Origin of the sequence: Chromobacterium sp. Beijing (assembly GCF_021496765.1) — a bacterium.
Taxonomy (GTDB): Bacteria; Pseudomonadota; Gammaproteobacteria; order Burkholderiales; family Chromobacteriaceae; genus Chromobacterium.
Genome location: NZ_CP053750.1, coordinates 63,887 through 83,007 on the forward strand (window position 1 = coordinate 63,887; position 19,121 = coordinate 83,007).

At 61.8% G+C, this 19,121-nt stretch carries 17 protein-coding genes and 6 tRNA genes; 18 read left to right on the plus strand and 5 right to left on the minus strand.

Features of this window, described 5'->3' with window-relative positions:
* Positions 1-91: 91 nt before the first annotated feature.
* Complete coding sequence (locus HQN78_RS00355) at positions 92-1,708, minus strand: GMC family oxidoreductase (RefSeq protein WP_235087270.1); 1,617 nt, start codon at positions 1,706-1,708, stop codon at positions 92-94.
* Positions 1,709-1,870: 162 nt separating this feature from the next.
* Between HQN78_RS00355 and HQN78_RS00360 the strand changes: the two genes are divergently transcribed.
* Both HQN78_RS00360 and HQN78_RS00365 read left to right on the plus strand, forming a co-directional pair.
* Positions 1,871-2,794 carry a LysR family transcriptional regulator gene (locus HQN78_RS00360; protein ID WP_107798474.1) on the plus strand — a complete coding sequence of 308 codons (924 nt, stop codon included), beginning with the start codon at positions 1,871-1,873 and terminating at the stop codon, positions 2,792-2,794.
* 9 nt (positions 2,795-2,803) lie between these two features.
* Complete coding sequence (locus HQN78_RS00365; protein ID WP_227104556.1) at positions 2,804-3,667, plus strand: GyrI-like domain-containing protein; 864 nt, start codon at positions 2,804-2,806, stop codon at positions 3,665-3,667.
* 82 nt (positions 3,668-3,749) lie between these two features.
* Here HQN78_RS00365 and guaB read toward each other — a convergent pair whose 3' ends face one another.
* Entirely contained in the window at positions 3,750-5,213 is a 1,464-nt protein-coding gene (guaB, locus tag HQN78_RS00370; RefSeq protein WP_107798476.1) for an IMP dehydrogenase, read from the minus strand.
* Between the two features lie 160 nt (positions 5,214-5,373).
* On the opposite strand from guaB, the gene HQN78_RS00375 reads away from it, so the two are divergent.
* The 10 genes from HQN78_RS00375 to HQN78_RS00420 all read left to right on the plus strand — a co-directional run bounded on the left by HQN78_RS00375 (position 5,374) and on the right by HQN78_RS00420 (position 11,328).
* The gene (locus tag HQN78_RS00375) at positions 5,374-5,808 is read left to right on the plus strand and encodes a DUF4124 domain-containing protein (RefSeq protein ID WP_158274239.1); all 435 of its coding nucleotides are present in this window, start codon (positions 5,374-5,376) and stop codon (positions 5,806-5,808) included.
* The gene (uvrC, locus tag HQN78_RS00380) at positions 5,809-7,614 is read left to right on the plus strand and encodes an excinuclease ABC subunit UvrC (protein WP_235087272.1); all 1,806 of its coding nucleotides are present in this window, start codon (positions 5,809-5,811) and stop codon (positions 7,612-7,614) included.
* A 112-nt stretch (positions 7,615-7,726) separates the two neighbouring features.
* Positions 7,727-8,308: a CDP-diacylglycerol--glycerol-3-phosphate 3-phosphatidyltransferase gene (gene pgsA / locus HQN78_RS00385; RefSeq protein ID WP_107798479.1), complete on the plus strand. Its 582-nt coding sequence runs from the start codon at positions 7,727-7,729 to the stop codon at positions 8,306-8,308.
* Positions 8,309-8,406: 98 nt separating this feature from the next.
* Positions 8,407-8,482: transfer RNA gene (locus HQN78_RS00390), tRNA-Gly, on the plus strand.
* A gap of 26 nt (positions 8,483-8,508) precedes the next feature.
* Positions 8,509-8,584: transfer RNA gene (locus HQN78_RS00395), tRNA-Gly, on the plus strand.
* A 26-nt stretch (positions 8,585-8,610) separates the two neighbouring features.
* Positions 8,611-8,686 (plus strand) — tRNA-Gly (locus HQN78_RS00400).
* A 31-nt stretch (positions 8,687-8,717) separates the two neighbouring features.
* Positions 8,718-8,793, plus strand: a tRNA-Gly gene (locus tag HQN78_RS00405).
* A gap of 40 nt (positions 8,794-8,833) precedes the next feature.
* Positions 8,834-8,907: transfer RNA gene (locus tag HQN78_RS00410), tRNA-Cys, on the plus strand.
* Positions 8,908-10,050: 1,143 nt separating this feature from the next.
* The gene (locus tag HQN78_RS00415; RefSeq protein ID WP_235087275.1) at positions 10,051-10,878 is read left to right on the plus strand and encodes a 2OG-Fe(II) oxygenase; all 828 of its coding nucleotides are present in this window, start codon (positions 10,051-10,053) and stop codon (positions 10,876-10,878) included.
* A 365-nt stretch (positions 10,879-11,243) separates the two neighbouring features.
* Positions 11,244-11,328 (plus strand) — tRNA-Leu (locus tag HQN78_RS00420).
* Between the two features lie 76 nt (positions 11,329-11,404).
* On the opposite strand, the gene HQN78_RS00425 is transcribed toward HQN78_RS00420, so the two are convergent.
* Positions 11,405-12,139: a GntR family transcriptional regulator gene (locus tag HQN78_RS00425; RefSeq protein ID WP_235087278.1), complete on the minus strand. Its 735-nt coding sequence runs from the start codon at positions 12,137-12,139 to the stop codon at positions 11,405-11,407.
* A 337-nt stretch (positions 12,140-12,476) separates the two neighbouring features.
* On the opposite strand from HQN78_RS00425, the gene HQN78_RS00430 reads away from it, so the two are divergent.
* The 6 genes from HQN78_RS00430 (at position 12,477) to HQN78_RS00455 (ending at position 17,740) form a co-directional block, all read left to right on the plus strand.
* A complete protein-coding gene (locus HQN78_RS00430) occupies positions 12,477-13,487 on the plus strand; it encodes an ADP-ribosylglycohydrolase family protein (protein ID WP_235089917.1) in 1,011 nt (336 codons plus the stop codon).
* A 4-nt stretch (positions 13,488-13,491) separates the two neighbouring features.
* A complete protein-coding gene (locus tag HQN78_RS00435; protein ID WP_107798482.1) occupies positions 13,492-14,883 on the plus strand; it encodes a cytosine permease in 1,392 nt (463 codons plus the stop codon).
* A complete protein-coding gene (locus tag HQN78_RS00440) occupies positions 14,880-15,830 on the plus strand; it encodes a PfkB family carbohydrate kinase (RefSeq protein ID WP_235087280.1) in 951 nt (316 codons plus the stop codon). The genes HQN78_RS00435 and HQN78_RS00440 overlap by 4 nt, the downstream gene beginning before the upstream one ends.
* Positions 15,831-16,287: 457 nt before the next feature.
* Positions 16,288-16,692, plus strand: coding sequence for a ProQ/FINO family protein (locus HQN78_RS00445; protein WP_107798484.1), 405 nt, complete (start codon positions 16,288-16,290; stop codon positions 16,690-16,692).
* A gap of 159 nt (positions 16,693-16,851) precedes the next feature.
* The gene (locus HQN78_RS00450) at positions 16,852-17,325 is read left to right on the plus strand and encodes a hypothetical protein (protein ID WP_235087284.1); all 474 of its coding nucleotides are present in this window, start codon (positions 16,852-16,854) and stop codon (positions 17,323-17,325) included.
* Between the two features lie 124 nt (positions 17,326-17,449).
* Complete coding sequence (locus HQN78_RS00455; protein WP_235087287.1) at positions 17,450-17,740, plus strand: YchJ family protein; 291 nt, start codon at positions 17,450-17,452, stop codon at positions 17,738-17,740.
* A 16-nt stretch (positions 17,741-17,756) separates the two neighbouring features.
* Here HQN78_RS00455 and HQN78_RS00460 read toward each other — a convergent pair whose 3' ends face one another.
* Positions 17,757-18,251 (minus strand): glutathione peroxidase, encoded by a 495-nt coding sequence (locus HQN78_RS00460; RefSeq protein ID WP_235087290.1) that lies wholly within the window; start codon positions 18,249-18,251, stop codon positions 17,757-17,759.
* 270 nt (positions 18,252-18,521) lie between these two features.
* A complete protein-coding gene (gene dcd, locus HQN78_RS00465; RefSeq protein WP_048412542.1) occupies positions 18,522-19,091 on the minus strand; it encodes a dCTP deaminase in 570 nt (189 codons plus the stop codon).
* Positions 19,092-19,121 lie beyond the last annotated feature (30 nt).

Sequence of the window (19,121 nt, forward strand, 5' to 3'; positions counted from 1 at the left end):
GTGCTGTCTCCTCTTGGTGTGGCTTTGCGACAAGTTGTGGGGCGGGAAGTGGGCTTCCTCTGTTTGGGTGGATTCCGATGTCGCGCGGCGCTCAGTCCGGCGCGGCGCGGTCTTGCAAAATCATGCGGGCGGCTTTTTCCGCGATCATCAGCGTGGGCGAGTTGGTGTTGCCCGAGGTGATGGCGGGCATGATGGAAGCGTCCGCCACTCTCAATCCGGATAGTCCGTGAACGCGCAGTCTGGCATCGACCACCGCATCGGTATCCTGTCCCATTTTGCAGGTGCCGACCGGATGGAAAATGGTGGTGCCGATGCGGCCGGCGGCGGCGGCAAGCTCTTCGTCACTCTGGGCGGCGAGGCCGGGCAGGTATTCTTCCGGGCTGTAGCGCGCCAGCGCCGGCGCGGCGACGATGCGCCGGGTCAGCCGCAGCGCGGCCACCGCGACGGCGCGGTCCCGCGGGTGGCTGAGGTAGTTGGGCTGGATCAGCGGGGAGGCGTCCAGCCCCGCGCCGCCGATGGCGACCCGGCCGCGGCTGAGCGGACGCAGGTCGCACACCGAGGCGGTGAAGGCGGGGAAGGGGTGCAGCGGCTCGCCGAAGCGTTCCAGCGACAGCGGCTGCACATGGTATTCCAGGTTGGCGCGCGTCTGTTCCGGGCCGGATGCGGCGAAAGCGCCCAACTGACTGGGCGCCATCGCCAGCGGGCCGCTGCGCCGCCACAGGTATTCCCAGCCCATGGCCAGCTTGCCGCTCCAGCTATTGGCCAGCTGGTTCAGCGTGCGCGCGCCGCTGATCTTGAACACCATGCGCAGTTGCAGATGATCTTGCAGATTGGCGCCGACCCCTGCCAGCGCGTGACGCACGGCGACGCCGTGCTCTTGCAGCAGCGCGGCCGGGCCGATGCCGCTGCGCTGCAACAAAAGCGGAGAGCCGACGGCACCGGCGGCCAGGATGATTTCGCCGCGGCAGCGCGCCTGCCAGCGTTGCCGCTGTTGCAGGAATGCAATACCGGTGGCGCGGCCGTCCTCCAGCAGCAGGGTTTCCGCCTCGGCATGGGTCAGCACGGTGAGGTTGGGGCGCTGGCGCACCGGGCGCAAGAAAGCCTTGGCGGTGTTCCAGCGCAGGCCGCCGCGCTGATTGACTTCGAAATAGCCGCAGCCGGCGTTGTCGCCGCCGTTGAAATCGTCCACCGGGGCGATGCCGCTCTGCTCCGCGGCGTCGCGGAAGGCGTCCAGGATCGCCCAGGACAGCCGCTGCCGTTCCACCCGCCATTCGCCGCCGTGGCCGTGCTGGGCGCGGGCGCTGTCGAAGTGGTCCTCCATGCGCAGGAAGTCCGGCAGCACCTCGTCCCAGCTCCAGCCGGAGCAGCCCTGCGCCGCCCAGCCGTCGTAGTCCGCGGCCTGGCCGCGCATATAGATCATGCCGTTGATCGAGGAGCAGCCGCCCAGCACCTTGCCGCGCGGGTAGTTGAGGCTGCGTCCGCCCAGGCCGGCCTCGGGCGCGGTGCGCAGGCACCAGTCGGTGCGCGGATTGCCGATGCAGTAGAGATAGCCGACCGGGATGTGTATCCACGGATAGTTGTCCTCGCCGCCGGCTTCCAGCAACAGCACGCGGTGCTGCGGATTGGCCGACAGGCGGTTGGCCAGCAGGCAGCCGGCGCTGCCCGCGCCGACGATGATGTAGTCGAATGTGTCCGCCAATGCCTGCATGCCGCGCTTTCCTATGACGTCTGTATCGCCACCATATAAGATCAAGCCGGGCCGGCCTGGAAATAGCCAGAGTGGAACAACAGCTGTTAGTTTTCAAACAGCCGCGCAATTGAAGCCTGTCATATTTGTGTGCAAGCGCACCATAAACACGGGGAGGGCTTGATGTTCGACTGGAACGACATCCGTTATTTTCTGGCCTTGCAGCGCAGCGGCAAGCTGCTGGCGGCGGCCCGGCAGCTGCGCACCACGCATGCGACGGTGGCCCGGCATATCGAACAGTTGGAGCGGCAGCTGGGCCAGCCGCTGTTCGTGCAGCAGCCGGACGGTTATCAATTGACCGCGGCCGGCCGGCAGTTGCTGCCCCTGGCCGAGCAATTGGAAAATACCGCGTCGCGGATGCAGGACGAGGCGCGGGTGGGTCATGTGGAGGTGGCCGGCCTGGTGCGGCTGGGCGCGCCGGAGGGCTTGGGCTCGCTGTTTCTGGCGCGGCACCTGCCGCGGCTGACGGAGCGTTACCCGGCGCTGGAGATCGATCTGGTGTCGGTGCCGCGCTTTGTCAGCATCACCAACCGCGAGGTGGACATCGCCATCGCGCTGGAGCGGCCGCAGGCCAATATGGTGGTGACGCGCAAGCTGACCGATTACTGCCTGGGCCTGTACGCGACGCCGGCCTATCTGGACGCGCATGCGCCCATCCGCGAGCGCGAGGACCTGGCCGGGCATCCCATCGTCGGCTATGTCGACGATCTGCTGTTCTCGCGCGAACTGATGTTCCATCGCGGCCTGTGCCGCAACCCCTTGATCCCTCTGCGCTGCACCAGCGTGGTGGGCCAGCAGCAGGCGGCGCTGGCCGACGGCGGCATCGCGGTATTGCCGTATTATCTGACCTACGACGACGCGCGGCTGCGCCAGTTGTTGCCGGAACTGCGCATCATCCGCTCTTACTGGATCAGCGGCCGCAGCGACATCCGCCGCACGCTGCGCTACCGCGTGGTGTGGGACTACGTGGTGGAGCTGTGCCAGCGCATGCAATGGTTGCTGCTGCAACAGCCAACTCAGCAAAACGAATCAATCGATGCGGGATAAGCTCACTTCATGAGAACGCTCTATCGCAACGGCGGCCCGGATTCGCCGTATTTGTGGCGGATGCTGCGGGTGCTGGACTATCTGTGGCGCCATCTGGATGGGCCGGTGCCGCTAGAAAGATTGGCGGAGGAGGCCTGCTTGTCGCCCTTTCACTTTCACCGCGTGTATCGCGGCCTGATGGCCGAAACGGTGGGAGAGACCCGGCAGCGGCTGTTGCTGCATCGCGCGGCCGGGCAGTTGGACGGCGGCTCGCTGCCTTTGTCTAGGGTGGCGACGCGCGCCGGCTACGGCGGCACCGCGGCCTTCGTCCGGGCCTTCGCCAGGGCTTACGGCGAGAGTCCGGGCCGCTATCGCCAGCGCAGAGCGTTCATTTCTAGGCAAGACTGGGAGACCGTTATGCATGAAGTGACATTGCTCAAGCAGGATAAGGGGCTGAGGGTGCTGATGCGCCGCCATATCGGCAGTTATATGGAGATCGGCCAGGCCTTCGGCGCTTTGCAGGCCATCAGCCCGGCTTGCGCGGCCGGCGACGCGCCAGGCCGCACATTCGGGATGTATCTGGATGATACGGAACAGACGGAGGAGGCCAAGCTGCGCTCCATCGCCTGCGTGACGGTGCCGGACTCCTGGCAGGACCGGACGCTGCCGGATGGGTTTGAATGGGGGGAGATTCCCGCAGGAGAGTACGCTTGCGTGACGCATCTGGGACCGTACGCGGAACTGTCCACGGCCTGGTCCTGGCTGTACCGGCACTGGCTGCCCGGCAGCGGGCGCGCGCTCGGCGAGGTGCCGTGCGTGGAGGAGTATTTGAATTCGCCTTACGACAATCCGCCCACCGCCTTGCGCACTCGGCTGATGTTGTCGCTGGCCTGACCGCGCTGGTGGTTCAGCCATGAAAAAACCCGCGCCGTTTGGCGCGGGTTTTGCCGTAAAGGATGCCTGACGACGTCGGGTCTTAACGGGATACGTGGTAGTTCGGCGCTTCCTTGGTGATCTGCACGTCGTGGACGTGGGATTCCTGGATGCCGGCGGAAGTGATTTCCACGAACTCCGCTTTGGCGTGCATGTCGGCGATGGTGGCGCAACCGAGGTAGCCCATCGAGGAGCGCAGGCCGCCCACCAACTGGTGGATCACCTGGCCGATGGAGCCCTTGTACGGCACGCGGCCTTCGATGCCTTCCGGCACCAGTTTTTCCACATTGCCTTCGTTGTCCTGGAAGTAGCGGTCGGACGAGCCCTGGCTCATCGCGCCCAGGCTGCCCATGCCGCGGTAGGACTTGTAGGAACGGCCCTGGAACAGCTCGACTTCGCCCGGGGCTTCCTCGGTGCCGGCGAACATGCCGCCCAGCATCACGCAATTGCCGCCGGCGGCCAGCGCCTTGGAAATGTCGCCGGAGAAGCGGATGCCGCCGTCGGCGATCATCGGCACGCCGGTGCCCTTCAGCGCTTCGGACACATTGTGGATGGCGGTCAGCTGCGGCACGCCCACGCCGGCTACGATGCGGGTGGTGCAGATGGAGCCGGGGCCGATGCCGACCTTGACGCCGTCGGCGCCGGCGTCAACCAGCGCCATCGCGGCGGCCGCGGTGGCGATGTTGCCGCCGATCACGTCCACTTCCGGGAAATTCTTCTTGACCCAGCGCACGCGCTCGATCACGCCCTGGCTGTGGCCGTGGGCGGTGTCGACCACGATCACGTCCACGCCGGCCTTCACCAGCGCGATCACGCGCTCTTCGGTGTCGCCGCCGGTGCCGACCGCGGCGCCTACGCGCAGACGGCCCTGGTTGTCCTTATTGGCGTTGGGGTGTTCGCTGGTCTTGATGATGTCTTTGACGGTGATCAGACCCTTCAACTCCCAGGCGTCGTTGATCACCAGCACGCGCTCCAGGCGGTGGGTGTGCATCAGCTCGCGGGCTTCGTCGATGCTGGCGCCTTCCTTGACGGTGATCAGGCGCTCGCGCGGGGTCATGATGGAGCCGACGCTCTGGTCCAGACGGGTCTCGAAGCGCAGGTCGCGGTTGGTGACGATGCCGACCACTTTGCCGTCTTCGATCACCGGCAGGCCGGAAATCTTGTGATGGCGGGTCAGCAGCACCAGATCGCGCACCAGCATGTCCGGGGCGATGGTGATGGGATCCTTGACCACGCCGCTTTCATGGCGTTTCACCTTGGACACTTCGCTGGCCTGTTTCGCGGGGTCCATGTTTTTGTGCACGATGCCGATGCCGCCTTCTTGAGCCATGGCGATGGCGAGACGGGCTTCGGTCACCGTGTCCATGGCGGCGGACACCAGGGGCAGGTTCAGGGTGATGTTGCGGGTAAGCTTGGTGGAGAGAACTACGTCGCGCGGCAGAACTTCAGAATGGGCCGGGACGAGGAGAACGTCGTCGAAAGTATAGGCTTTCTCGATGATACGCATCTTGGCGTTTCCTTTGCGGCAAAGCGGCATTATACCGAGGCATTGTCGCTATTGCAAAAAAAGGGGCTTTCCGCCCGCAACCCTGTTACCTTTTTGCTCGCAGGCCGCGCAGGCCTTACAATTTGAGTATCTGCAGCGCATTCGGGTCAGGGAGTCGATGATGAAGTCAACCTTAGTATGGACCTTTTTGCTGGCTTTGCTGGGCTCCTCCGCCGCCAGCGCGGAAGTCTATGTATGGAAGGACGAGGCCGGAAAAACCGTGTATTCGGACCAGCCGCCGGCCAGCGTCAACGCCCGCCGCATGAATACGCGCGCGCCGGCGCCGGCATCGGCTCCGGCCAAGGAAAGCAAGAAAGCGTCGGGCAAGGACGCCGGCGGGGAAAACGCCAAGATCGCGGCGGAAAACGCCAAGATCGTGGAGGCCAACGCCAAGATCCGCGAGCAGAATTGCCAGAACGCGCGCAATCAGCTGGCCTCGGTGCAGACCAATAGCCGCATCCGCATGCCGGGTTCCAATGCGCTGGCCACCGACGCCCAGCGCAACGAGCTGATTACCCAGGCGCAGGCCAATGTGCAAACCTGGTGCGGAAAATAAGTGACGAAACCGGTTTTTGACTACAAGGCGGTACTGGCTTCCCTGCCCAATCTGCCCGGCGTGTATCGAATGCTCGACGCGTCGGGCAGCGTGCTTTATGTCGGCAAAGCGATAGACTTGAAACGGCGGGTCAGTTCCTACTTTCAGAAAAACGACCAGTCGCCGCGCATCCAGCTGATGGTGCGCCAGATCGCCAGCATCGAGACCACGGTCACGCGTTCCGAGGCGGAAGCGCTGATTCTGGAAAACAATCTGATCAAGGCGCTGACGCCGCGCTACAACATCCTGTTCCGCGACGACAAGTCCTATCCCTATCTGATGCTGAGCGGTCACGTCTTCCCGCAAATGGCCTATTACCGCGGCGACCCCAAGCGGCCGCACCAGTACTTCGGCCCCTATCCCAACGGCTACGCGGTGCGCGAGAGCATCCAGATCCTGCAAAAGGTGTTCCGGCTGCGCACTTGCGAGGACGCGGTGTTCGCCAATCGCTCCCGTCCCTGTCTGCTGTATCAGATCAAGCGTTGTTCCGGCCCCTGCGTCGACCATATCTCCAAGGACGATTACGCGCGCGACGTGGCCAGCGCGGTGGCCTTCCTGCAAGGCCGCCAGAGCGAGCTGATCGACGGCCTGACCCAGCGCATGATGACGGCGGCCGAGGCGATGGAGTTCGAACAGGCGGCGGAACTGCGCGACCAGATCCAGGCGCTGGCGCGGGTGCAAGAGAAGCAGTTCGTGTCTAGCAACTCCAGCCAGCAGGATTGCGACGTGGTGGCCGCGGTGCAGCAGGAGGGCATGCTTTGCGTCAATCTGGTGATGATACGCGGCGGCCGGCATCTGGGAGACAAGAGCTTTTTCCCGGTCAGCGGGGAGGAGGGGGAACTGGCGGACAGCCTGGAAGCCTTCCTGGCCCAGCATTATCTGGGCGCGCCCTTGCCGCCGGCCATCATCATCAACGGCGAGATTTCCGAGACCCTGCGCCAGCATCTGGAGCGGCAGGCCGAGCGCAAGCTGGCCATCGCCAGCAATCCCATCGGCGAACGACGGGTGTGGCTGGAAATGGCGGAGAAGAACGCCGCGCTGGCCATCATGCAGCGGGCTAGCAGCAAGGCCACCCAAAACCAGCGGCTGGCCCAGCTCAACGAGGTGCTGGAATTGGAGGGCGCCGGCCGTTTCGAGTGCTTCGACATCAGTCACACCATGGGGGAGGCCACGGTGGCGTCCTGTGTGATCTACGACAAGGGCGCGATGCAGCCCGGCGAATACCGGCGCTACAATATCGAAACCGCCAAGCCCGGCGACGATTACGCGGCGATGCGCGAAGTGTTGTCACGTCGCTACGGCAAGCTGGCGGCGGGCGACGGCAAATTGCCGGACGCGGTGTTCATCGACGGCGGCAAGGGGCAGGTGGGCGTGGCTTTGGAAGTGTTCGCCGAAATCGGCCTGAACCTGCCCATCGTCGGCATCGCCAAGGGCGAGGAGCGCAAGCCGGGCCTGGAGACCTTGATCCTGCCTTATCTGGACAAGAGCCTGCAGCTGCGGCAGGACCATCCGGCGCTGCATCTGATCCAGACGGTGCGAGACGAAGCCCACCGCTTCGCCATCACCGGCCACCGCGCGCGGCGCGCCAAGGCGCGCACCGCGTCCACGCTGGAGGAGATTCCGGGCGTGGGCGCCAAACGCCGGCAACAGCTGCTGATGCGCTTTGGCGGCCTGCGCGGCGTGACCGCCGCCAGCATGGACGACCTGGCCCAGGTGGACGGCATCAGCCGCACCCTGGCGGAGAAGATTTACAACGCGCTGCATTGATTGCCGGCGCGCCATCGTTTATACACTGTAACCATTGCCGTGCGTCCCGTTGTGGCTTGGGGCGGACGCGCAGTTTTTGACCGAGCCGCAAACAATAAGATTACTGACACCGATGCCCTTCAATTTGCCGATATTCCTAACCTGGCTCAGGGTTGCCCTGATCCCCATCTGCGTAGCGGTCTTCTTTTTGCCGGATTCCGTGCTGCTGCTGGAAAGCCGCAACCAGGTAGGCGCCGCCATCTTCGCCTTGGCGGCCATCACCGATTGGCTGGACGGCTATCTGGCGCGCAAGTTGGGTCAGACCTCGGCCTTCGGCGCTTTCCTGGATCCGGTGGCGGACAAGCTGATCGTCGCCGCGGCCTTGATCCTGCTGGTGCAGATGGGGCGCACTGAGGGCTGGATGGCGATGATCATCATCGGCCGGGAGATCGCCATCTCCGCGCTGCGGGAATGGATGGCGGAGATGGGCACCCGCAAAAGCGTGGCGGTGGCCTATATCGGCAAGTTGAAAACCGCGGCGCAAATGGTGGCGATTCTGCTGTTGCTGTATGCCGGCCCGCTGCTGCCGGGGGTTTCGACATTAATTTTGGGCAATGCCTTCATGGTGGTGGCGGTGATTTTGACTTTGTGGTCAATGGTTTATTACCTGAGGATGGCCGCCAAGGAGTTTTCCGGGAAAAAAATTGATGTTTGAAGTGTTGACAGTGACTGATAAATCCTTATAATTCGCATCTCTCAGCGCTGCTCCAGCAGCAGCGAAGAGAAAGCAGAAGTATTGCAGCAGTTTTGAATGCGGGAATAGCTCAGTTGGTAGAGCGCAACCTTGCCAAGGTTGAGGTCGCGAGTTCGAGCCTCGTTTCCCGCTCCAAATCCTCTGCAATAGCGTTATGCGACGCGGGAATAGCTCAGTTGGTAGAGCGCAACCTTGCCAAGGTTGAGGTCGCGAGTTCGAGCCTCGTTTCCCGCTCCAAAACTTCTGCAATAGCATTGTGCGACGCGGGAATAGCTCAGTTGGTAGAGCGCAACCTTGCCAAGGTTGAGGTCGCGAGTTCGAGCCTCGTTTCCCGCTCCAGCGCCCACATGCTTGTTGTTGTATCACCCCTGCGGGAATAGCTCAGTTGGTAGAGCGCAACCTTGCCAAGGTTGAGGTCGCGAGTTCGAGCCTCGTTTCCCGCTCCAAATTAAAATCATCAGCCATGGCTGGTGGTTCGCCGGCAACGGCGGGGTAGCAAAGTGGTTATGCAGCGGATTGCAAATCCGTCTACGCCGGTTCGATTCCGACCCCCGCCTCCAGTTAAAGCCCCGTAAGTCAAAGACTTGCGGGGCTTTTGCTTTGTTTGGCCCCAGCGGTCAACCACCGAAATTCTAGCTTTTCCCCGTCCATTTCGGTCCTTAACCACTCGCTCAGAGCAGCGAACCACGCGTAGACTGTAGTTTTTGCCGACTACGCGAGTTTGCATGGCCACAAAACATCAGTACCTCGGGGCATTGTCTGTTGCAAAGGCTTACTGTCGAGCGTTGCGTCCATTGTCTTCTAGCGAGGAGGGGGGGCAGTGAGGGGACGGCGCTCTTCTGGAGTACGGCATTGTGTCACCTTGGCTGTTCAGCGAGAAACTAGAGTCGTCCTATATTTTGTGGGGGCGTTGATGTGGGGCGGACCGGCGCAGTCTGCTCAGCAAAGTATCGGTGATAGCCTGCTTCGGCCTTGAATGTATCGATTGTTTCGGCCAGTAATGTTTTCCGAAGACTTGATGCTAGCTCTGTTAGGTGCTTCAAATGACGTTTGAATTTTCAGGAAGGCCTCGGCCGCTGCGATGAATTGAGGTACCCTTCCGTTCTGGTTGCTATGTGAGTACCGATGTTCCCGTGCGTCGGGTACGAGGTCCCTCCCCGTTGGGTAGCTGACCCGTAGCCAACAAGGTAGTACGTACGGACCGATCGCAATGTCTGCTGAGGACATTGTCTTGCTAGGTAGAAACATGGGGCGAACTCCGAGGCTCACTGCTCGTTTGGGCGTTTGGTATTGAATTGCTGCATATGTACTATGAGTGCGGCGTGCCGTATGATTCCTATCAGCGGTAATGCGGTCGAATAGACTGGGGCCAAACCAATATTCGGATTTGGCAAGCTATAGATTAATGCTTGGGTAAGTATTTATCGCTGCTTAAGTCTGTTTGTTTTGTGTACTTGTCGATAAAATTTATTAGCAGTTATTTGAGGTGTGGATTGACGTTTCTCCCTGGGTAGCGTGTACTTCTAAAAATCTCTGGTTAATCCTTGGGAAGTCACCAGATAGAGTATATCCAAGGTGTAATCATTTCTGTAAGAATAGATGGTTGACGTGAAAAATCAATTCTCAAACAAAGCAGGGTCGAAAAAGCTACTGTCTAACTCGGCCGGATACCATTGGAAAAAATCATCAAAGGATAATAGATTGTGAATGCACAAGAGAAAATTACGTTAACGATTTTGAATAAAATAACGGAGTCTGCAGAGTCAATTAAACAGCAGTGGTTCAATCCTGAAGGGACGGAAACAAGGCACTTTGTTATTGATGAGCTTCTAGAGCCAGAATTGTGTGCCCAGATTTATAATGCATTTCCTAGAGATGGTAATGGTTTTTTTGATCGGGAATCCTTTCGAGAGAAGAAAAAAACGTCTGCAGATCTTAGTAGTTATGACAAGGTGTTGTCTGATATTACCTATGCTCTACAAGACAAAAGAGTCGTTGATTTGTTGTCTGAGCTTGTCGGCTTTGCTGAGATTGATCCGGATCCCAATTTGTATGCCGGTGGCCTGTCGATGATGTTTCCCGGAGATTTTCTAAATCCTCATATAGACAATAGCCATGATGGGGATCGTCTGCGTTATAGAAGATTAAATCTGCTCTACTATGTGTCGCCAGAGTGGAGGGTTGAGAACGGTGGAAATCTAGAGCTATGGGATAAAGATAAAACAATTCCAAAAACTATTGCAGCTCTGACAAATAGGTTGGCAGTAATGGAGACTAACAAAACAAGCTGGCACTCAGTGAGTCCCGTTGTTGCTAATTGTCCACGTTGCTGCGTATCAAACTACTACTTCTCAAAACAGTCTCCTGATCATACAGAATACTTTCACGTTACTTCTTTTACTGGCAGGCCTGATGAAAGCATCAAACGCTTTGTAGGAACAGCCGACAATGCGCTTCGAAATTTTGTATCTAAGGTGTTGAAAACAGGGCGAGGAAAGTCTCTTATAAATAAGAGGGTTAAAAATGATTAAGAGGTGCTAGCAAAAAAATTATAAGCTGCAGGCCAGCCAACTAGCTAGTAAGCTTCAGCGGAGAAGAGGGCGTATCCAGCTTTCGGTGTGCCGCCTACCGAATCTGGCCAGGTTGATACTTGGATGACAAGTTGACCTCTTTTAGCAATATCAAGTCTGGCCGCCAGCTTGTTATATTGATTTTTGTTAGTTGTTTGTTTAAGTGGTTGAGGGAGGTTGGGCCTTAGAGTGCATGATGGATTGAAAATCTGCCTATGCCGTTCAACTCCGGCCCTGCTTCCTATAGAGTGGCTCTTTGTCTGGCCCGGAGCCATCCCTGTTTGCCAGCGGCCCGGCTCTGGGATAGAATCGCCGTCTCTTTGCCCGCCCCGGTGGTGAAATTGGTAGACACAAGGGACTTAAAATCCCTCGACTTCGGTCGTGCCGGTTCGATCCCGGCCCGGGGCACCACTACGGCAAAACCGTCCACGAGACGAAAACAACCCGCACAGCCTGGCGCTGGGCGGGTTTTTTTTATCGGCTTCTCTTAAAGCTGCGCCTCGAATTCATAGAGATCGCTGCGGCACAAAACTTCGCTGAACTCCAATACCTGTTCCGCCGCGTTCAAGCTGGTCTGCCGGATGCGCAGCAGCGGTGTGCCGGCCTGCACATGCAATAGGGCGGCGCTGTCCTGATCCGCCGCACAGGAGGCCAGACGGAAGGTCTTGCGGCCGATCTCGACGCCATGGCGTTCCCACCATTGGTATAGCGAGTGTTCCAGACGCTCCGGTTCGGGCAGGTAGGCCAGCGGGATATAGGTGGTTTCCAGCGCCGCCGGCGTGCCGTCCATCAGCCGCAGGCGGCGCAGCTTGGCGATGTCCGCGCCGACAGGCAGGCGCAGCAGGCTGGCAATGGCGGCCGGCGCGCTTTCCCGCCGCCGCAACAGCCACTGATTGGCCACGCTGCCGCCGCTGCGCAGCACCTGCTCGGTGAAACCTCCGCTGTCGTTGAGCGAATAGCGAAAGGCTTGGGCGACGCGAGTGCCCTGGCCTTGCTGACGGGTGATCAGCCGCTTGCGTTCCAGTTCCGCCATCGCCTTGCTGATGGTGACGCGCGACAGTCCCAGTTTTTCCGCCATCTGCCGCTCGGTCGGCAGGAACGCCCCTTCGGGCAACTGGTGCTGGCGGATGGCCTGTTCCAGCGCGTCGGCGATCAGCAGATAGCGCGGCGTTGCGCCGGGCTGCCGCAGGCTGGCGGACAGGCATTCTAGAATCTCGCTCATATCGTGTGAAAGCTCCTGTGCGTGCGGGCTTCAGTCTAAATCAATGCCGACGGCAATGGGGTGGGCTGAGCTCTGTGGCATGCTTTCCTGATCAATAGTATGGTTATGTACTATTGGATTTGTATTGGACTTATCATACGATGCCAATCGAAGTCCATGGTTCCTGTTTACGCTCGCGTTGTGCGAAGGCGGGGCAAGGTGAAACAGCCGGGAAAGCGGAATGCGCCTGCGAGGCATGGGCGTTTCGCAGGCGGCTCCTTGTTTCCTTGACGCGTGGCGGATCGTAAGCGGGTTCTGGCGGTCGATGGGCATCCTGGCGGAGAGGCAGGGTTTGACGATGATCAGCAAGGGCTACCAGTCCATTCTCGGGGCCCTGTACGGGCAGGCGGCGGGAGATGCTATGGGCATGCCTTCGGAGCTGTGGCCGCAGCGGCAGGTACGGGCGTTTTTTGGTTGGATAGACGATTTTCTGCCGGGCCCGGCCGAGAATTTCGCCGCTTCCGAGTTCGCCGCCGGAGAGTTTACCGACGACACCCAGCAGGCCATTGCCTTGATGGACGCGTTGATCGCCGCGGACGGCGCGGTGGAGCCGGAGCGCATCGCGGACAACATCATTGCCTGGGCCGAGCGCATCGACGCTTTCAACAAGAATATTCTGGGGCCCAGTTCTAAGGCTGCGCTCAGGGCTATTTTGTCTGGCCAGTCCATTGATTCTCTGGGCGCCAACGGCGTGACCAACGGCGCGGCGATGCGGGTGGCGCCGCTGGGTTGCCTGCTGTCCAGCCAGGACCGCGCGGCTTTCGTGCAGGCGGTGAGGCTGAGTTGCAGCCCCACGCATCAGTCCGATATCGCGGTGGCCGGCGCGGCGGCCATCGCCTGGGCGGTGTCGCGGGCGGTGGAGGGCGCGGCCTGGTCCGACATCCGGGCCGAGCTGCCCGCCATTGCCGATCTGGCGCAGCTGGAGCGGGTGACGACGTTCAGCCCCTTGCTGAGCCGGCGTCTGGTCTGGGGCTTCGAGCTGGCGGAAGGCTTGCGGGGCCAAGACGATGCGGCCGTGGTGGCCGAGCTGTACCAGACCTTGGGTGCCGGCATGGACACCATAGAGTCGGTGCCCGCCGCCTTGGCCCTGGTGGACTGCGCGCAAGGCGATCCGCGCCGCTGCGCGGTCTTGGCGGCGAATCTGGGCGGAGACACCGACACCATAGGCGCGATGGCGACCGCGGTGTGCGGCGCCTTGCAGGGGGCGGACGCCTTGCCGGCTGCATGGCGGGAACGCATCCGGGACGTGAATGGCGTTGATTTCGAATCTTACGCGCGGGCTTTGTGCGCATTGCGGTTTAGGGGGTGAGGGGATGAGCGATGTACAAGCGGTAGACGGCTGGCGGCTGGAGAGCGCGGGCATAGATCTGGTGCCGGAGCATGAGTGCAAGGGCCGGCCGGTGGAGTTGTTCTGGGTATGGCTGGCCGCCAATATCGGCATCCTGGGCGTGGTGTACGGCGGCATCGTCACCAGCTTCGGGCTGTCGTTCTACCAGTCCTTGCTGGCCGCGGCGGTCGGAGTGGCCAGTTTCGCGCTGGTGGGTTTGACCAGCATTGCCGGCCAGCGCGGCCGCACTTCCACGCTGACCTTGTCGCGGGCCATTTTCGGCCTGCGCGGCAACGCCGCGCCCACCGCCTTCAGTTGGTTCAACCTGATGGGCTGGGAGGCGGTCAATGTGGTGACCGGCGCCTTGACACTGGCGGCCTTGTGCCAGTCGCTGGGCATGGCGGAAAGCCGTCCGCTGACCGCGGTCTGCTTGTTCCTGTTCATCGGTCTGACCATCGTGGTCAGCCTGCTGGGCCAGGCCACCGTGGTCTGGATGCAAAGCTGGCTGAGCCGGATCTTCGGCAGCATGACCCTGGTGGTGATTCTGTACGTGGCGACGACCGCGAACTGGGGCGCTATCTTGGCGCGGCCGGACGGCGACTGGCTGACCGGTTTCTGGCCGGCGGTATCGGTGATCGCCGCGGGCACCGGCATCAGCTGGGCCATCGCCGGCGCCGATTACAGCCGTTACCAGCGGAGCGGGGCGTCCGGCGGCAGCATTTTCGGCGCGGTGATGGTGGGGGCGTCGTTGCCGCTGATGCTGCTGATCTTCACCGGGGTGCTGTTGTCGGCGCAGATACCGGACCTGGCCAGCGCGGCCAATCCCATCGCCAAGATCGGCGCGGTACTGCCGGCCTGGATGGCGGTGCCCTATCTGCTGACGGCGACGGCGGGCATCGTCACCATGGCCGTGCTTAGCCTGTATTCGGCCAGCCTCAATCTGCTGACCATAGGCGTCAAGGTCAGACAGGCGCAGGCGGTGTCCATCAATGCGCTGATCGTGCTGGCCATCGCCGCTTACGTCTTGTTCGTGTCCAGCGACTTCCTGGGGCCCTTCATCGCGTTTCTATTGTTTTGCGGCGTGTTTCTGGCGGCCTGGGAGGCGGTGTTCGTGCTGGATTACCTCTTGTTGCGTCACCGCCAAGGCTATGAGGCCGCGGCCCTGTCCGGCGACGGGCGGCAGGCCTTCCGCGGCGGTCCGCTGCTGTGCTGGCTGCTGGGCGCCGCTTGCGGCCTGCTGGTGAGCAAGACCGGCTTCATCGACGGCCCGCTGGCTGTGGGCGTTTTCGCAGATTCCAGCCTGGGGCTGTTTGTATCCTTTGGGACCAGTTTGCTGGCTTATGGATTGTATTTGTTGCTGAAGGAGCGACGCGCATGACCATTCCGTGTCCAAACTATCATCCGACCAGAGCCATCCTGGCTTTGGGCGGCGCCGTGGGCGACGTGGTGTTGACCCTCCCGGCATTGCCGCGCAGCGGCGCCGACGTGGAGGCGTTGCAGCAGGAACGCGAGATCGGCGGCTGCGCCTTCAATGTGGCGCGAGCGTTGCGCCAGTTGAACGCTCCCGTGATCAACGGCATGCCGGTGGGCAACGGCCCTTGGGGCGCGGCGATAGACGCGGCCATGCGGGAGTTGGGCTTGCCGGTGCTGCTGCGCAACGCGGATCGCGACAACGGCTGGTGCGTGGCCATGGTGGAGCCCAGCGGCGAGCGCAGCTTCATTTCGATCTCCGGTTGCGAGACGGAATGGACGCGCGAGCAGTTGGACGCGCTGCCCTTGCCCGCCGACGGCCTGGTGTACGCCAACGGCTATGAACTGGCCGGAGAGGGCGGAAGGGCGTTGCGCGCCTGGCTGCTGGCCTTGCCGGCGGAACAGTTGCGGGTGATAGACCCCGGTCCGCGCGTCGTCTTGCTGGAGCCGGCGTTTCTGTCCGCCCTGAGCGGCACCGAGACCTTGCTGACGCTGAACCGGGACGAGATCGCCCTGTTGTGCGGCGACGGCGATCCGGTGGCGGCGGCGCAGCGTTTCGCCAAGGATTACCGGCTGACGCTGATCTGCCGGCTGGGGCAGGACGGCGCCTGGGTGTGCCCGGGCACCGACGCGCCGTGGCACCTGCCCGGCTACCAGGTTTCGGTGGTGGACACCATAGGTGCCGGCGACGCGCATTGCGCCGGCTTGTTGGCCGGCCTGTCCAGCGGCTGGCCGCTGCATTACGCGGTGGATCTGGGCAATCGGCTGGCGGCCTGCGTGGTGGCCAGCGCCGGCCCTGACGCGGCGACGGACTGGGACAGCTTGAATCGCCGCTTTCCCGTCGCCTGCCTGTAAGCCGCCGGCTCACGCTTGAGAAAGTGGCAAAAGAAAGACGGGATAAGGGCGGAAAGGGCGCAATCGGCGTCTAATGCTGGACATCAAGGGGCATTACTTAGTACTCTCCCTCCCTCGTAAGCGCCAGCCCGAGCGAGGGAACGCCCGGAGCGTTCCGTCTGGTGTTTTCGCCCATGACCGCCAAGTCGGCGCCTCCGCCGACAAACAGCGGCGGTCGATGGGGGCGGGCGCCTGGTCTTCGGACCGGCCGCGCCGCTTGGGCCCGGTTCCAGGCCTTCGCCATGTTCGGCGATTTTTTACGGCGCGCCGGCGTCTTGTCGGAGCGCCTTGGTCAAACCGCATTACGATGTCGTCATTTTTTCACCGGCTGTCAAGCTGGCCGGGCGGCGGGTTGCGGCGCTTCGCTTGATTGGGCAGCATGCGCTGCTTTTGCATCAATGGATCTAGATAGAAGTTCATGAAGCCAAATACTGAAACGGCACTCGGTGCTGCACTTAAGTCCGCTGTACAAAGTCTGTCCAAGAAAAAGCAGACCGAGATGATCGCGGATCATGTCTACAGCAAGTTCGACGTTTTCCGCCAGTTTCGTCCGCTGGCCTTGGGCATCCATGAGAGCCTGATCGCGGCTTTGCCGCAGTTCGACTCTACGCTGATCTCCCGCGTGGTGGCCAATCACTGTCGCAAGCCGCGCTACGTGAAGTCTCTGGCGCGCGGCGGCAAGCGGTTCGATCTGGCCAACAAGCCGGTGGGCGAAGTCAGCGCCGAGGAGAAAAAGGCGGCGGAACAGATGTCCGCGCCCAAGCCGGCCGCGGCGGCCCCTGCCCCGGCTCCGGCCGAACCCGCAGGCGACGCGGCGGAATAAGCGTGCCGCGGCCGCGTGGCATGAACGTAAAACAGCCTGACAGATCCGTTTGTCAGGCTGTTTTGCATTGGCGGGACGGAACATTGGCGTGGGCGGGGCGGTCGCAGCAGAACGCGCCGCGCGGCGGCGCCGAATCAGGACAGGAGTAGAATTCCCGGCATGAAACGTTATTTCTTGTGGGCCGCGATGGCCCTGAGCTTGTCCGCCTGCAGCGCGCTGCAGCAATTGGGCGCGCCCATCAGCTCGCATCCTTCCTCGCCGGTCAAGGGCCGGCCGCAGACGGCGCCGGCGCCCAGCGCCAAATCGGACGCCTTGCTGCGGGAAGCCAACCGCCTGGCCGACAAGGTCAAGAGCGGCGAGTTGACCCGGCTGGCCGCCGCGGATCAACTGGGCGCGTTCCGGCTCAAGGCGGTGGGCTCCAATCCCATCGACGACAACACCTTCGCCATGTACCGCTATCTGACGGTGGAGCGCGAGGCGGGCCGCATCGACCAGGAAACGTTTCGCGCCAAGATGGACGAGCGTCTGCGGGAATGGATGCGACGCTGGCCCAAGATGAATCCGAAACCGGCCGAGCCTGCCTTCACCAACTTCCTGCTCAAGCTGTACGGCTTGCCGGCCCTGGGGGCTTGAGCATGGGCAAGAAAGCCAAGCCGGACGCGGCCGGCTGTCCCTGCGGGCTGGGCGGCGCTTACGCGGCCTGTTGCGGCCGTTACCTGGGGCGGACGGCGCGCCCGCGCCCACGGCGGAAGCCTTGATGCGCTCGCGCTACACCGCTTACGCGCGCGGCGACGAGGCGTATCTGCTGGCGAGCTGGCATCCCAGCACCCGGCCGCAGGCGCTGGATCTGGCCGCGGACGCCGGCTTGGTCAAATGGCTGGGCCTGGAGGTGTTGGCGACCGAGGCCGGCGGCGCGGCCGACGCCGAGGGCGTGGTGGAGTTCTCCGCGCGCTACAAGGTGGGCGGCAAGGCCGAACGCATGCGCGAGCGCAGCCGTTTCCTGCGCGAGGACGGCCGCTGGTTCTATCTGTCCGGCGAACTGAGCTGAGCTGTCGCTAGAGAATCTAGTGCTTCTGCGTTCGCAGCAGGCTTTCGATGGCGCGCTCCAGCGCCGCCGGCTTGACGTAGGGGGCGAAACGCTTGCGGATGCGCCCTTCGCCGTCCACCAGGAATTTGGTGAAATTCCATTTGATGCGCCGGCTGCCCAGCAAGCCGGGCTTGGCGGCGACGAGATGACGCCAGAGCGGATGCGCGTCGGCGCCGTTGACGTCGATCTTGGCGGATAGCGGGAAGCTGACCCCGAAATTCTTCTGACAGAACTGGCCGATGGCGGCGGCGTCCCCAGGCTCCTGGCCGCCGAACTGATTGCAGGGGAAGCCGATGATCTCCAGGCCTTGCTCGCGGTAGCGCTGGTACAGCTGTTCCAGGCCGCCCAATTGCGCGGTGAAGCCGCACTCGCTGGCGGTGTTGACCAGCAATAGCACTTTGCCGCGATAGCTCGCCAGCGGCAGGGTCTGCCCGTTTAAAGACTCAATGGAAAAATCATATATGTCCGGCATATTTCCGCCTTTCGCCAAAGCGAAGATCATGGCAAGAAACCGGAGGCAGGGCAATGGGATCGGCGGATAAAAAAAGGGGCGCAACGGCAAGGGGGAACCGCTACGCCCCAAGAAGAAATCAATTGCTGTACAAGGGCCGACCAACCGGGAAAGTCAGCTAACCCTCTGTTTATCCTAGAACATTAAGGTGAAATTGCGAGGACGGATTTGGCGGGATTTAAATGACAAAGGGATGGCTAAGCCATCCCTTTTTTGCTGGCGGGAAGCGTCTCAGGGGCGCGGAAGGGTCACGCCCACCTGGCCCATGTATTTGCCGGCGCGGTCGCTGTAGGACACGTCGCAAATTTCATCGGATTCGAAGAACAAGACCTGGGCCACGCCCTCGTTGGCGTAGATCTTGGCCGGCAGCGGCGTGGTGTTGGAGAACTCCAGCGTCACATAGCCTTCCCATTCCGGTTCGAAGGGGGTGACGTTGACGATGATGCCGCAGCGGGCGTAAGTGGATTTGCCCAGGCAGACGGTCAGCACCGAGCGCGGGATACGGAAGTATTCCACGGTGCGGGCCAGCGCGAAGCTATTGGGCGGGATGATGCAATAGCCCTTGCCGGAGACTTCCACGAAGGAATTGGGGTCGAAGTTTTTCGGGTCGACGATGGTGCTGTTGATATTGGTGAACACCTTGAATTCGTCGGCGCAGCGGATATCGTAGCCGTAGCTGGACGTGCCGTAGGAGATCACCTTCTGGCCGTCCACCATCTTGATCTGGTTGGGCTCGAAGGGTTCGATCATTTTGTACTCGTCCGCCATCCGGCGAATCCACTTGTCCGATTTGATGCTCATTGTCTTGGGCCCGTAGCTTGTCGATTGATT

Bases quoted from the DNA above. Each gene is read 5' to 3' on its own strand.
- HQN78_RS00375 (WP_158274239.1), top strand. From the start codon at position 5,374: ATGAAGTCAACCTTAGTATGGACCTTTTTGCTGGCTTTGCTGGGCTCC.
- HQN78_RS00455 (WP_235087287.1), top strand. From the start codon at position 17,450: ATGCGCTCGCGCTACACCGCTTACGCGCGCGGCGACGAGGCGTATCTG.
- HQN78_RS00450 (WP_235087284.1), top strand. From the start codon at position 16,852: ATGAAACGTTATTTCTTGTGGGCCGCGATGGCCCTGAGCTTGTCCGCC.
- HQN78_RS00445 (WP_107798484.1), top strand. From the start codon at position 16,288: ATGAAGCCAAATACTGAAACGGCACTCGGTGCTGCACTTAAGTCCGCT.
- HQN78_RS00435 (WP_107798482.1), top strand. From the start codon at position 13,492: ATGAGCGATGTACAAGCGGTAGACGGCTGGCGGCTGGAGAGCGCGGGC.
- pgsA (WP_107798479.1), top strand. From the start codon at position 7,727: ATGCCCTTCAATTTGCCGATATTCCTAACCTGGCTCAGGGTTGCCCTG.
- guaB (WP_107798476.1), bottom strand. From the start codon at position 5,213: ATGCGTATCATCGAGAAAGCCTATACTTTCGACGACGTTCTCCTCGTC.
- HQN78_RS00365 (WP_227104556.1), top strand. From the start codon at position 2,804: ATGAGAACGCTCTATCGCAACGGCGGCCCGGATTCGCCGTATTTGTGG.
- HQN78_RS00460 (WP_235087290.1), bottom strand. From the start codon at position 18,251: ATGCCGGACATATATGATTTTTCCATTGAGTCTTTAAACGGGCAGACC.
- HQN78_RS00440 (WP_235087280.1), top strand. From the start codon at position 14,880: ATGACCATTCCGTGTCCAAACTATCATCCGACCAGAGCCATCCTGGCT.
- HQN78_RS00360 (WP_107798474.1), top strand. From the start codon at position 1,871: ATGTTCGACTGGAACGACATCCGTTATTTTCTGGCCTTGCAGCGCAGC.
- HQN78_RS00425 (WP_235087278.1), bottom strand. From the start codon at position 12,139: ATGAGCGAGATTCTAGAATGCCTGTCCGCCAGCCTGCGGCAGCCCGGC.
- HQN78_RS00430 (WP_235089917.1), top strand. From the start codon at position 12,477: ATGATCAGCAAGGGCTACCAGTCCATTCTCGGGGCCCTGTACGGGCAG.
- HQN78_RS00355 (WP_235087270.1), bottom strand. From the start codon at position 1,708: ATGCAGGCATTGGCGGACACATTCGACTACATCATCGTCGGCGCGGGC.
- dcd (WP_048412542.1), bottom strand. From the start codon at position 19,091: ATGAGCATCAAATCGGACAAGTGGATTCGCCGGATGGCGGACGAGTAC.